11 protein-coding genes and 1 pseudogene are annotated in these 13369 nt (G+C 47.6%); 5 read left to right on the top strand and 7 right to left on the bottom strand.

What is annotated here, in order from left to right; translation table 11 throughout:
• Positions 1-11: 11 nt before the first annotated feature.
• The gene (locus D6M16_RS12075) at positions 12-1244 is read right to left on the bottom strand and encodes a D-alanyl-D-alanine carboxypeptidase family protein (RefSeq protein WP_120512140.1); all 1233 of its coding nucleotides are present in this window, start codon (positions 1242-1244) and stop codon (positions 12-14) included.
• Positions 1245-1669: 425 nt separating this feature from the next.
• Between D6M16_RS12075 and D6M16_RS12070 the strand changes: the two genes are divergently transcribed.
• Positions 1670-2977 (top strand): endonuclease, encoded by a 1308-nt coding sequence (locus tag D6M16_RS12070; RefSeq protein ID WP_120512139.1) that lies wholly within the window; start codon positions 1670-1672, stop codon positions 2975-2977.
• Between the two features lie 182 nt (positions 2978-3159).
• A complete protein-coding gene (gene nhaD, locus D6M16_RS12065) occupies positions 3160-4602 on the top strand; it encodes a sodium:proton antiporter NhaD (protein ID WP_120512138.1) in 1443 nt (480 codons plus the stop codon).
• Between the two features lie 86 nt (positions 4603-4688).
• On the opposite strand, the gene ltaE is transcribed toward nhaD, so the two are convergent.
• Together ltaE and D6M16_RS12055 are read right to left on the bottom strand one after the other, a co-directional pair.
• Positions 4689-5729, bottom strand: a complete 1041-nt coding sequence (gene ltaE / locus D6M16_RS12060; protein ID WP_120512137.1) for a low-specificity L-threonine aldolase — start codon at positions 5727-5729, stop codon at positions 4689-4691.
• A 148-nt stretch (positions 5730-5877) separates the two neighbouring features.
• Positions 5878-6828, bottom strand: a complete 951-nt coding sequence (locus D6M16_RS12055; RefSeq protein WP_162941009.1) for an Imm49 family immunity protein — start codon at positions 6826-6828, stop codon at positions 5878-5880.
• Between the two features lie 256 nt (positions 6829-7084).
• Between D6M16_RS12055 and D6M16_RS12050 the strand changes: the two are divergent.
• Positions 7085-8206 (top strand): annotated as a pseudogene (locus D6M16_RS12050) (ISAs1 family transposase).
• Here D6M16_RS12050 and D6M16_RS12045 read toward each other — a convergent pair.
• Positions 8203-8580, bottom strand: coding sequence for a hypothetical protein (locus D6M16_RS12045; protein ID WP_162941008.1), 378 nt, complete (start codon positions 8578-8580; stop codon positions 8203-8205). The pseudogene D6M16_RS12050 and the gene D6M16_RS12045 sit on opposite strands and share 4 nt — an antisense overlap.
• Positions 8581-9163: 583 nt before the next feature.
• On the opposite strand from D6M16_RS12045, the gene D6M16_RS12040 reads away from it, so the two are divergent.
• Both D6M16_RS12040 and D6M16_RS12035 read left to right on the top strand, forming a co-directional pair.
• Positions 9164-9466: a hypothetical protein gene (locus D6M16_RS12040; protein ID WP_046221147.1), complete on the top strand. Its 303-nt coding sequence runs from the start codon at positions 9164-9166 to the stop codon at positions 9464-9466.
• Positions 9467-9695: 229 nt separating this feature from the next.
• Entirely contained in the window at positions 9696-10535 is an 840-nt protein-coding gene (locus D6M16_RS12035; protein WP_120512134.1) for an isopenicillin N synthase family dioxygenase, read from the top strand.
• A gap of 82 nt (positions 10536-10617) precedes the next feature.
• Here D6M16_RS12035 and D6M16_RS12030 read toward each other — a convergent pair whose 3' ends face one another.
• The 3 genes from D6M16_RS12030 to msrP all read right to left on the bottom strand — a co-directional run bounded on the left by D6M16_RS12030 (position 10618) and on the right by msrP (position 13280).
• Entirely contained in the window at positions 10618-11139 is a 522-nt protein-coding gene (locus D6M16_RS12030; protein ID WP_240435608.1) for a hypothetical protein, read from the bottom strand.
• A 468-nt stretch (positions 11140-11607) separates the two neighbouring features.
• Positions 11608-12270, bottom strand: a complete 663-nt coding sequence (gene msrQ / locus D6M16_RS12020) for a protein-methionine-sulfoxide reductase heme-binding subunit MsrQ (protein WP_120512131.1) — start codon at positions 12268-12270, stop codon at positions 11608-11610.
• The gene (gene msrP / locus D6M16_RS12015) at positions 12270-13280 is read right to left on the bottom strand and encodes a protein-methionine-sulfoxide reductase catalytic subunit MsrP (protein ID WP_120512130.1); all 1011 of its coding nucleotides are present in this window, start codon (positions 13278-13280) and stop codon (positions 12270-12272) included. Before msrP ends, msrQ begins: the two co-directional genes overlap by 1 nt.
• Between the last annotated feature and the right edge of the window lie 89 nt (positions 13281-13369).

Raw genomic sequence — 13369 nt, 5'->3', positions numbered from 1 at the left:
GCCTTTGTCATTTATTGCGTGGTTTCGGTGATGGCTTTTTCGGTTCTCGGGTCCCAGTCCTGATCACTGAACCAGCGACCAATCGGCCGCCAGACGGTATCTATCATAGATTTGTACCATGGCGCTTTTTCTGAAGTCTCAGCAGCAAGAATCGGCTGAACTGTCAGTAAATGCTTGTCGAGATACCATTCAACTTTACCAACCTGCTGGCCTTTGGTGACAGGGGCTTCCAGATCGGCATTATAGAAGACTTTATGCTCCAGGCTTTTCCGCTGGCGGCGCGGCACGGTAATCACGCCGCCATCACCGACTTCAACCTGAACGTTTGACGGCGACCCATACCAGACTCTGGCTTTTTTCAGTGTGTTACTGTCAAAATCAGGTTTAACATCCTGATAGAAACGAAAACCCCAGGTCAGTAACTTTTTGCTTTCATTACGGCGGGCATTCACGTTCTCTGTTCCCAAAACCACGGCTATCAGCCTGAAATCATCCTGGGATGCGGAAGAAACCAGGCTATAGCCGGCATCCTTTGTATATCCCGTTTTCACGCCATCAGCATTGAGGCTGGTGTCCCAGAGAAGCGGGTTACGGTTGCCTTGTTTAATGTTGTTGAAAGTGAATGATTTGATTTTGAACATTTCATACATTTCAGGCAAATCATGGATAAAAGCCCGCGTCAGCAGCGCCATGTCATAAGCGGTTGTAGCTTGCTGATCGTTATCCAGACCGTGTGGATTGGTAAAATAGGTATTGTTCATACCCAGCTTTTCAGCCTGTTGGTTCATCATTTCGATAAATGCTGAAGTATGTCCGGCAACATGCTCGGCAAGTGCGACAGTGGCATCGTTACCGGAAGACACGATCACGCCATGATTAAGGTCGTCAACGGAGACTTCATCGCCCACTTTGATAAACATGACGGATGAGCCCGGAAATTTTTGACTCCAGGCATTTTCGCTAATCACCACTTTGTCATCATCGTGAATATGACCGGCTTTCAGCTCAGTCCCGACCACATAACTTGTCATAATTTTGACCAGGCTGGCGGGGGCATGGGCTTTGTGTTCATTACTACCTGCGATCACTTGCCCTGACTGGTAGCTCATCAGAACCCAGGCATCGGCGGCTATCTCTGGGGGGCTGGGTATCAGTGGATCTTCTGCCAAAGCGGGGGGAACCAAAGCAAGGTACAGGCCGGTTGTACAGCATAACAACGCGGGTCTAAACAGTGTTTTTATCATAGTCCAGTGCCCCTATTCAGATGACGCCGAGAGATACCTATCAAAATAAAGAGCAGCTCATTGTGTGCTCTGATGACTCGTGACTGTGCCGGATAATTTGTATTCGGCGTCAAGAGTTATGGCAATTCCTGCCTTTTCATTGACTGTTTTACCTCATGGAAAATCTGACCATCGGTAGATTCTGATTAGTACTACTTCCAGCTTAGTAAAAACTTTGTTTCTGAGGATATTTTTTACCGGATGTCTCAGCGGTTTGGCTTGCTGTACTGTCAATGAGCCCCTTTCATGTTTATTTCATCTTCTGTTGTTATTTTGACTTAGTTATCAAAAAAGTGACAAGGCATTCATAATTTTGTTCAAAAACCGAGATTTGTGTGCAACTTTATTTTATTAACAGATCATTAACAAAGACAACGGGATGACAAATGAAACGAGCACTAACGCTGCTGGGGCTTTTAATATTCGGGGTACAGGGCGAGGCTGTCGCTCAGCTCAGTAACGGTGACTTTGAAAGCTGGACTAATGGGAGTGCGGCGCACTGGACAATCCTTGATTCAGGGATCAGTGTCAGTGAAACCAACAGTCAGGTTTATTCGGGAAGCAGTGCGGCGGCAATAACCGTCAATACTGGCACCCAAAGTTCAACGGATTTTCGTCAGACTGTCAGTGTGACCCGTGGTGAAACATACGATTTCAGTGTCTGGATTTACCACACAGAGGGAAATGTGGCGGCACGCTTGTATGTTGATGGTTATCTGGATTATTCCATCCCGGCAAATACCGGCCAGTGGCAGCAACTCAGGTATAGCTATACAGCCGGGAGTACCACCAATATTGAAGTAGGACTACGTTTCTATGACCAACCGGGGTTTGATGGTTCAGAAGTGGTTTATGTGGATCGGTTTGAGCCTAGCGAGGGCGGCACTTCAGGCGGAGCCAGTGAAGGAAGCGGGCTGAGTGATCTGTCGAGTTACTATCAGACGGCTGAAGGCTTGACCGGATACACACTGAAAACGGAACTGTACAATATCATTAAGGATCACAGTGCCCAGAGCTATAGCGATCTGTGGACGTTTTACGGCGCGAATGAACTGGATGAAAGCTATGAGAATGACGGCTCTATTCTGGACATTTATTCAGAGAACCCATCGGGGACCGATAGTTATACCTTCACACCCGGGAATGACCAGTGTGGTTCCTATAGTGGTGAGGGCGATTGTTACAACCGTGAGCATTCTTTCCCTCGTAGCTGGTTTGGCGGGGCGGTTGCACCGATGAATACCGATGTGCACCATGTGTTCCCGACAGATGGTTATGTGAATGGCAGACGGAGCAGTTACCCTTACGGTGAAGTTGGCAGCGCGACTTATACTTCTGATAATGGTTCAAAGCTGGGTTCAGCGGCGTCCGGCCTGAGTTATTCTGGTACTGTGTTTGAGCCGGTCGATGCCTTTAAAGGTGATCTTGCCCGGGCGTATTTTTATATGGCTACCCGTTACCAAAACGTGATTTCCGGCTGGGAATCGAATGATACACACGGCGATGCAGTGTTGAACGGAACCAGTGATCAGGTGTTTGAGGATTGGTTCCTGGCAATGTTACTGCAATGGCACCAGGAGGATCCGGTCAGTCAGAAAGAGTTGGATCGCAACGAAGACGCCTACAGTTTCCAGGGCAATCGCAACCCCTTTGTCGATTATCCGGAATTTGTAACAGAAATATGGGGTCAATAAACATCTCGCCGTCAGGGACCAGTTTGAGTCCCTGTCTTTTTCTCATTGGCCGAGTGTCTCAGTGAAAAGTGAAGCACTACAAATTTTTGAGTAATTTCATCGCATTATTGCAGTCCTGAACCACAATATAAAAAATGCAACAGTGTATTGTTTGTTGAGTGTGTTGTCTCATGGAGTAGAGAATGCGTAAAAAAGTGTCTTACTTTGTCCTTCTTCTGATCTTGCTCGGATGTCCCTTTTTAGCCAGTGCCAGTACTGATGGTGCGGGGTTAGATCTGACCCGGACGACCATTGGCTATATCGCCATTCTGATATTTGTGGTGGCTTATGGGTTGGTGATGGCAGAAGAGTATCTGCAGCTTCGCAAGTCAAAACCTATGCTGCTGGCAGCAGGTATCATCTGGATCATGATTGGTTTTGCTTACAAAGAGCAGGGCGCGATCGAGACAGCACATATGGCGCTGGAGCATAACTTACTGGAATACGCCGAGCTGATGCTGTTCCTGCTGGTGGCAATGACGTACATCAGCGCCATGGAAGAGCGGCGATTGTTTGATGCGCTTCAAGGCTGGATGGTCAGTAAAGGATTTAACTTCCGAACGCTGTTCTGGCTGACGGGGTTTCTGGCCTTTTTTATCTCCCCGGTGGCCGACAACCTGACTACGGCATTACTTATGTGTGCTGTAGTGATGAAAGTGGGCGGGGATAACACCCGTTTTATCAACCTTGCCTGTATCAATATCGTAGTCGCTGCCAATGCGGGCGGTGCGTTCAGTCCGTTTGGTGATATCACAACACTGATGGTCTGGCAGGCAGGTCTGGTACGGTTTACCCAGTTTTTTGAGTTATTTATCCCTTCACTGGTGAATTATATTGTGCCGGCGTTAATCATGTCTTTCTTTGTTCCCCGCACTAAACCTGAAACGATTAGCGAGTATGTGGAGCTGAAACGGGGCGCGCGGCGTATCGTGATCCTGTTTTTGCTGACGATACTGACTGCGGTGGCTTTCCATGCTTATCTGCACTTTCCGCCCGTCATGGGGATGATGATGGGGCTGGCGTATCTCTCTTTGTTTGGCTTTTTTCTGCAAAAAACCTTGCCGCGTTCACTGGAGAAAAAACGAGCAATTGCTATGGCCAATAATGACAATGCGGCGCTGGAACGGCTTGGCTCTGTGGTGCCCTTTGATGTATTCAGGCGGATATCGATGGCGGAGTGGGATACTTTGTTGTTTTTCTATGGCGTGGTGATGTGTGTCGGCGGGTTAAGCTTACTGGGCTATCTGAGTGTGGCCTCAAATCTGATGTACACACAATGGGATCCTATGTGGGCCAATATTACCGTCGGTGTTCTTTCTGCAGTCATTGATAATATTCCTGTTATGTTTGCTGTGCTGACGATGAACCCGGATATGTCGATTGGTAACTGGTTGCTGGTGACATTAACCGCCGGAGTTGGCGGCAGTTTGCTGTCGATTGGCTCTGCTGCCGGAGTCGCTCTGATGGGGGCGGCTCATGGTAAATATACTTTTTTCGGTCACCTCAAGTGGGCACCGGTTATTGCACTGGGGTATGCATTAAGTATTGCGGTACATCTGGTATTAAATACGGCTGAGTTTGGTTAGATCAAACAGGGCACTGACCGATACGGCGACGATCTGATTGAGAAGATTTGCCTGCCACCAGTAACACTGTGGTGGCAGGCTGAGGTTTACAGTGCGGATTTCAGCTCTGCAATTAAGCGATCAATATCATCACGGCTGACATCTAAATGGGTAACCAAACGCATTGGATTACCCTGACTCAGGAGAATCCCTTTTTCTTTCAGTGTTGAAAGTAATTGCGCCTGATTGATACCGCCGTCCACTTTCGCGAACAGAATATTGGTTGCTACTAATTCTGGCTTGGTGCTGAATCCCGGCACAGTGTTTAACTGCTCCGCTAAATAACGGGCATTCTCATGGTCTTCCTTCAGGCGATCCGTATTTTCCTGTAGGGCGATTTTACCCGCTGCAGCCAGAATACCGGCCTGACGCATACCGCCACCCAGCACTTTGCGCCAGCGTCTGGCTTTTTTGATTAACTCTTTATTGCCAAGCAACAGCGACCCCACCGGTGCGCCCAGCCCTTTCGACAGGCAAATCGTGAACGAATCGAAGTATTTGACTATTTCGGTGATATCCACATCCAGCGCAGCCACCGCGTTGTAAACCCGGGCACCATCTAAGTGCAGCGAGAGGCCGTGTTGGTCGACAAAAGTTCTGGCTTCAGCCAGATAAGACAGCGGAAGCACCTTGCCGTTAATGGTATTTTCCAGACTGAGCAACCTGGTACGTGCGAAGTGACTGTCGTCCGGTTTAATGGCAGCCGCCAGCTTATCAAAAGGCAATGTTCCGTCGGGCAGGTTCTCGATCGGCTGTGGCTGAATTGAGCCCAGCACCGCCGCGCCGCCACCTTCAAATTTGTAGTTGTGGGCCTGCTGACCGCACAGGTATTCATCACCACGTTCGCAGTGTGCCATCAGCCCGAGCAGGTTGGCCTGTGTGCCGGAACTACAAAAAAGCGCGGCTTCAAAGCCATGACGTTCTGCAGCCCATTGTTCCAGCTCATTGACTGTGGGGTCATCTCCGTAAACATCATCACCAACGGCCGCATTGGCCATTGCCTGACGCATGGCAGCCGATGGTCGGGTGACAGTATCAGAACGAAAATCAAGGTATTGCTGGGAGGGGATGGAAAGGCTCTCGGTCATTTATCTTCTTCCATTAACTGTACGCTCAGAAAGCGGTTTTTCCGAAGAAATGACTATAGCATGGGACCGAAGCAAGGGGAGTTGTTTGCTGCCAAAAAAAGACTCCGGGGAGTTCCCGGAGTCTGATGTTTATAGTGAAACGGCCATCTTAATCATCATATTGATCACCAAAAACGTCCCGGTAGGTTTTCCGTTTCGAATCAATATTGGGTTCTTTGACAATCCACTCGGGCATATACAGCGTCTCAATCTGGGGCTCAAGGCCCCAGCGGTGATAGGCGAGTGCAGCCAGACCGATGATCGTCATCGCAAACCAGTTCTGCGCATCAAAGGGATGATGCTGGCTGAAATAGTCTTTGTGATCTTGCAGTGCAGCCTGAAGCTTTTCGGGATAAGCCGTTTCCCTGTTCGGGCTGTACATGGCATGAATGAGTGGGATCAGGGGTAAAAATTTGTAATTGACTACTTCCTGCCGCTCTTCATGGCCGACGCATTCAGGCTTGAATATTTTCTCGGCCGAATCCACCAGTAAAGCGTTCATGTCTGCATCGGGGTACAGAATGCCTTTCAGCAGGTTAAGCATGGCTTTATCAAATGCCCGATTTGAAGGGCCGTTTTGCCTTGCATCCAGATCAATGTGTGCTTCATTCAATTCACACAACTCATAAGCCCCTGAATAGTCCTGCAAAATCAGGCAGCAGGCAAACACCAGCACCCAGTCGTCCAGATTCAGGCGAAAGTCTGTTGGTTTGCCAAACCCATCGTAGTGGTGCTGGTTGATACTGAAGGGGACAAAGTCCCCCTGATTAAACACCAGACGGTAATAGGCCAGACCATGATCCCTGAATGATTTCAAAAACCATTCGATCTGATCCTTCGGTGCCTGTTTCACGACAAGTCTGCCAAGAATCCATAGAAGGGTTTCTTGCTTAATGCCAAGGATATTTTGATGCCCTTCTGGTGCTATTCCTTCCAAAGCTTCGGAAGGCATATCCCTCGCAATTAAAGGGTCAAGCCAGGAGTTTAAACGATCGCTGACATTCACATCAGCAGATACTTTATCCAGAATATGATGGCTGAGAGCATTGATGTTATTCAAAAGCGTCTTCCTTATAATCCACGGTTGTGCCATTGGCTTTCAGCGAGCCGTCTGGGTTCAGTTTGGTTGTGCAATGCCAATTCATTTGGATCGACGGTATTAGAATATCGGTTAGCACCTAAGCTCCATTCTTTCATAGCCTTAATGGTATCAAGCGTGTCAGGGTGAGATCGTGAACGTTTTTTAGTCAAAATCACTATCAATTTGACGATCACATCTGGTTGTGATCATATACTCCCTTTTTCGGGAGAGCACCATGCACATTGACCACTTCAAAGAACACTTTCAGCCAATCATCGACCAGCGGCAAGGCGCTAAAGTGACCTATTGCCTCTTTGAAGTTATGTTCGGAGCATTGTGTGCCGTCATTGCTGGCGCGAAGGGGTGGTTTGATATTCGTGAATATATTCTCGGTCACCATGACTAGTTTAAGCGCAATGCTCTCTTTTTGAACTGTATTCCTGTTGATGACACGATTGCTCGCATAATATCAACCATTGAACCCGAGCAGTTTCATGAATGCTTCGTCAACTGGATGTCATCGGTACATACTCTTACCGAAGGTCAAGTCGTTGCTATTGATGGCAAAACGCTTCGGGGCTCATACAATCGTGAAGACAGAGCGAGCACCATTCTTATGATCAGTGCTTATGCTTCATCAAACAAGCTCGTGTTAGGGCAGCTCAAAACCGAACAAAAAAGTAATGAAATAACCGCGATCCCTGAACTGATAAAGATGCTCGACATTAAGGGAGCCTTAGTGACCATTGATGCGATGGCCTGTCAAACCAAGATAGCCAGCGCCATTGTAGAACAAGGAGGAGATTACTTACTTGCGGTTAAGAGTAATCAAGGAACACTCCGCCAAGCGATAGAAAATGCGTTCTCCTCTCAGCGAGCAAATGTTGCAGGTGATATCTCGTTTGAAGAAGGGCACGGGCGTATAGAGTCTCGGCAATGCTATGTTATTGATAGTACGGAGTTAGAAGGTGATTTCTCTCGCTGGAAAAACTTGAAGAGCATTGTGATGGTTGAAAACTTCCGCCTTGAAAAAGGAAAAGACATCGACCTAGAGTATCGTTACTACATTAGCTCCAAAGAGCTTAGCGCAGAGCAAGCTGCGACGGCCGTTAGAGAGAATTGGGGTATAGAGTCCATGCATTGGGTGCTTGATGTCAGTATGAATGAAGATGCCTACCAGATATACAAAGCTCATGGGGCAGAGAATCTGTCTTGCTTGCGCCATATGAGCTTGAATATGCTTCGGGCAGAGACAACCAAGCTCAGCATCGTCGGAAAACAAAAGCGATGCATGATGAATACATCAATTCTTGAGGCAGTATTAAGTGCTGGTTTTAGTCAGGTGATGAAAAACTAAGCACTCATGCGGTCGCCCTGGCTGGATGGCCCTAATACTTCAACCTGACCAATAGCCAGTGGTTTGGCCGACATATTGTGAATAACAGTAACCTGTGCGGGCTTGTTTTTTACTCCTTTGTTCAGGATGGGATTATTGACCAGTAATAGCCGTTTCACTGTTCTTCCATCAGTGTCAACTTGTACATGAGCGGTGCCATCTGTACTTAAACGACTCATAAAGATGAGTGTTTCGCTTTCACTTGCTTCTGCGCCCTTTGAAATGACGATTTTCGTATTCTGTGAGGTGAGTGATGCAAATGCTAAATCTGGCAGTGACAATGTGCTCGAGAGCAACATGATAGCTGCCCACTTGCTGTTGAATTTCCTTATCATAATGCGGATATAACCTTACTAATTGCTTATTATTTGTTAGTCTGATTTTTCACTTAACTGCATGAAAACTATACAGATTCTCTATGGCATAAAAAGGAAAGCGATAATACTTATCATTTCACACATAAGCAAGCAGGTTCATTTGAATTCAGGTTATTTGCAGCCTTTATATTTGCTCTGAAGCTAAATATGATGCTGCCCGCTAGGCTACCTTTACCGATTTGTCCAAACATTGAGACAGCTGTTTTATGAAAGGCAGGCTTCACTCATATGAAGAAACGATGACAGTCGATCATCGAAATGTGTACAGCAACAAGATGGCGGATGTACCGCTGAGCATTATTTTGAATAAGTAACTGATGCCTGATAACAAAGTATTGAGTGAGCACATGATGACTTAAAATGATAAGCAGATTCAGCCGATTATTGTGATTGATACAAGGTGTTCAATTTCTGGCTGCATAAGAAAACACATTATTTTTCCTGAAGTTAGGGTGGGGCTTATTCGGGGGAAAATTTACTCGTGTAACAGGATCTTTGACTACACTTTTAGTTGCGAGTCAACTGAGTGGAGGAAAGGAGGATGTTAGCTGAACACCGGCAGTACCTGTTACCAGGCGGTAAAGGATACCATTTGGATGTGAAAGTTATACCTACTGGTTTTCTTGAAGTTGAAATCATGGAAGAACACGATAAGTTTTTGGCCGAGTTTGAAGAACTTTCGTTTCAGTCAAATGGCAAAAAAACTGAGTTAGTTTGTCGAGATCATGTCGGTGGTGAATGTGTACGCTGGCAAGTGGATTTAGCGAACGATGATGCCCGGGAGCTCGCTAAACTGATCGAACTTGCTGAGGATGAGTTTGAGTTGCTAATGCGTGATCTATGACGAATTATCAGCATCGAATTCTGCGAAACAAGCCCTGCTTCGGCAGGGTTTTTCGTCTGTTTGCCTTGGCAAACGCAATCGGTTGGGCAATCGTTTCGTTTCATCAACACTCTGTTTCTGTCAGGCTCAGGCTTGCGGGTTGTTCAGGCGGAATTGAAGGTCTAAAATCCGTTTCACAAGATGCAATTAACGCATAAATCTACGCCCTACCGTATTAAAGAAGAACATAATGAAATTAGAAGCCATTGACTTTACTGCTGATGACGCACAAGAACGTTTCGTTGAATCACTGCGCGAAACGGGTTTTGGTGTTCTGAAAAACCATCCTTTGCAGCAGGAGCTGGTCAGCTCCATCTATGATAACTGGCAAGCATTTTTTGATTCCGAAGAAAAATACGCTTTTCGTTTCAATACCAACACGCAAGATGGCTTTTTCCCGCCAGACGTTTCTGAAACGGCGAAAGGCCATAATCAGAAAGATATCAAAGAGTTTTTTCACTATTACCCATGGGGTCAGTGCCCTGACGCGCTGAAAGATCAATTGCAGGATTATTATGCCCAGGCTAATGCGCTGGCATCGACCTTGCTGTCCTGGGTAGAAAAGCACTCACCGGCCGAGGTATCAGCCCTGTATTCGCAGTCTTTATCGAGCATGATTGAAAACAGTGACAAAACCTTGCTCCGCGTTTTGCATTATCCGCCTCTGAAGGGTGAGGAAGAGCTGGGCGCTATCCGCGCCGGTGCGCATGAAGATATTAATCTGCTGACAGTGCTGCCAGCTGCCAATGAGCCAGGATTGCAGGTAAAAGCCAAAACAGGTGAGTGGCTGGATGTACCGTGTGAGTTCGGAAACCTGATCATAAACATTGGCGACATGCTGCAGGAAGCGTCTGGCGGTTACTTCCCGTCAACGACTCACCGTGTGATTAACCCTGAAGGGGCAGATAAAACGAAATCGCGTATTTCTCTGCCACTTTTTTTGCACCCGAAGCCAGAGGTTGTTCTGTCAGAGCGTCATACCGCTGACAGCTACCTGATGGAGCGCCTGAAAGAGTTGGGTCTGATTTAATCTGCCCGCCTTAACCAATAAACGCCAGCTCAGTGAGCTGGCGTTTTTGTCAGATACCTCTGAGACTGAATCGAATTTAAGATCAGCCGGCTTTGATTGCATGGATGTTGGGGTAGTAGGCTGTCATCACCGCGTAGCGATGCAAGGTTGTATTTGTGTGCAGTCGTTTGAGTGGATGGTGAAGTTGAGTAACACCCTGGCTGAGTTCGAACTGAGTCTGCAGTTGCCCGCTCAGAGATAATTCGCTGGGTAGTAGTTTGATGCCGTCCTGCAGGTAGCCCTGAATATTATCCGGCATCTGACCAAGCCACCATGAGGGAAGCTGTTTACTGGCTTTGCTCCGGTCGAACCAATGGTCAGACAGTAACAATAAATGATGATCACCGGAGTCAGTCAGTTGTTTTAAAGTCAGGCCGATAGACTGGAAAAGTGTTGAGCGGCGTGCGAGGTTAGCGCTTTGAAGGCGGTGTGCAATCACCCACAGGGTCGCTTCGCTGGTCCGTATCAGAAAAACAGGAGGCATCATCACATCATCGCATTCCACCTGTTCAAGCGTGGCTGTTATGCCTTTTTTTTCCAGTGTTGCCAGAATCCGCCGACACATTAGCCTGCCTAAATGACGATCGCGCATACCTCGGTTATGCACCGTGGGGTAATGTTGTGTACACAGCTGTAAACAGTCCGCCTGAAATTGTTCGATACTGACGGCAACTAACTCACTGATCAAAAACAGCTTAACCTCACGAGATCGGACTCGACATTGATAATGGGGATACCCCTCTATGATATTGCCAGAGCGCATAGCAGAAAAGGGTTATGTGCCTGAATAATCTGAACCTGTATCAAACTTATGCGTTTAGTTTGAAATTATATCCGTTTTTCGGCATTGAACAGCCTGAAGTAGTCAGAAGGGTTGTAAGAGAAGCAGGAAAAGTTGTGGCAACGATTCTGTGTTCTGTTGTGTCGAGTGTGTCTGATCGGCTCAGCTGTTTTGATGATATTCCAGGTTAAAGCAACAGATCTGGCTGCCAGCAGCGGCCAGATCCGGGGGGCTGAAGACATAAATATTACGTCATCTCTCTTCAGAAGGGGTGTGCTGAGAAAATTTGGGCATCCATCGCTTGAAGGTCTTTTTTCGAAAACTCAGTAAAATCACGGCGCCGGCTATGTAGACTAGCGGTTCAACAACACCGGATTTTACCGACCAGAAGTAATGCACTGGTGCCAGTAGTACGGCCAGATACACCCAATAGTGAAGTTGTTGCCAGCGTTTACCTAACCGACGCTGCATGCTTTGTGTTGAGGTCACGGCAAGTGCAAACAGGATCAGCCAGCAGACAGCGCCAACTGTGAGATAAGGCCGTTCGGCGATTTCGCTTGCCAGTAATGCCCAGTCCAGATTCAGGTCAAGCAGGATATAAACCAGCAGATGCAAAACAGCCCAGAAGAAACTGTACAGTCCCAGTAAACGCCTTACTTTCACCAGGCTCCCTTGTTTCCACCATTGTGCCAGGGGGGAGATCAACAGCGTGACGAACAAGGTATTCAGGGCGGCTTTGCCGGTGAAGTGGCTGAGCCCCTGAACCGGGTCGGCTCCGAGCTGGCCTGAAAGCGTCTGGAGTATCAGTAAGGCGAAGAAAAACAAAGACGCCAGATGGATCACCACCTTGAGGGTGGTGATCTGACGAGGGCTGAGACGGTATTTTTTCTGGCGCGCGGATGAACTTGACGTCATTAATAAAACTTCCTCAAATCCATTCCTTTATAAAGACTTGCGACGTCAGAGGCATAACCATTGAAAGGCAGAGTTGGCTGACGACGGCTGCTGAATAAATTACCCTCGCCGATAAAGCGTTCACTTGCCTGGCTCCATCTTGGGTGATCCACCTGAGGATTCACGTTGGCATAAAAACCGTATTCTTGAGGCGCAAGCAGGTTCCAGGTTGTTGGCGGTTGTTTATCCGTCAGGGTAATTTTGACGATGGACTTGATGCTTTTGAAACCGTATTTCCATGGTACAACCAATCGGAGCGGCGCACCGTTTTGCGGTGCCAGCGTTTTCCCGTATAAGCCGACAGCAATCAGAGTTAAAGGGTGCATCGCTTCGTCCAGGCGCAGGCCTTCGACATACGGGTAATCAATCCCGCCGCCCAATCGGCGAGATGCCTGTCCCGGCATTTGTTTCGGGTCATACAGGGTTTCGAAAGCGACAAATTTTGCGTTACTGGTTGGCTGTGCATACCTCAGCAGTGAGGCCAGTGGAAAGCCAATCCAAGGTATGTTCATCGACCAGGCTTCAACACAACGCAGCCGGTAAATGCGCTCTTCAATTGGGAAGCGTTTAAATATGTCGTCATGATCAAGTGTGAAAGGGCGGGCAACCAGGCCACTTACATCCACTTTCCATGGATCGGTAACAAAATTTGCTGCCCGGCGTGCAGGATCAGATTTGTCGGTACCAAATTCATAAAAATTATTATATTTCAGAATTTTGTCTTCAGGTGTCAAAGACAGATCCGGATGAAAGCGCGCGGAGTCGGGGGCCTTGAGCGCCCGTCGGCGATCCGGTGCTTTCTCATCATCGCCAAAAATATCGAAGACACTGGCCTGGGCTTGCGTGGCTAATGGCAGTGTTGCCAGGGTAATCCCCAGTTTTTTGAGAATGTCGCGGCGTTGGTGATAAACCGACTCCGGTGTGACATCACTTTCCTTCAGTTGCCAGGGCGGGGTTGATTTAATACGCATGTGCATCCCTATGTGCGGTACAAATTGACTGATGCTACAAAAGACCTGAATCAATCAGAAAAATTTCATTTGCACGGATGTAAATAGAC

Source organism: Photobacterium salinisoli, from assembly GCF_003614885.1.
Classification (GTDB): Bacteria; Pseudomonadota; Gammaproteobacteria; order Enterobacterales; family Vibrionaceae; genus Photobacterium; species Photobacterium salinisoli.
This window is presented reverse-complemented; position numbering and strand designations above follow the sequence as displayed.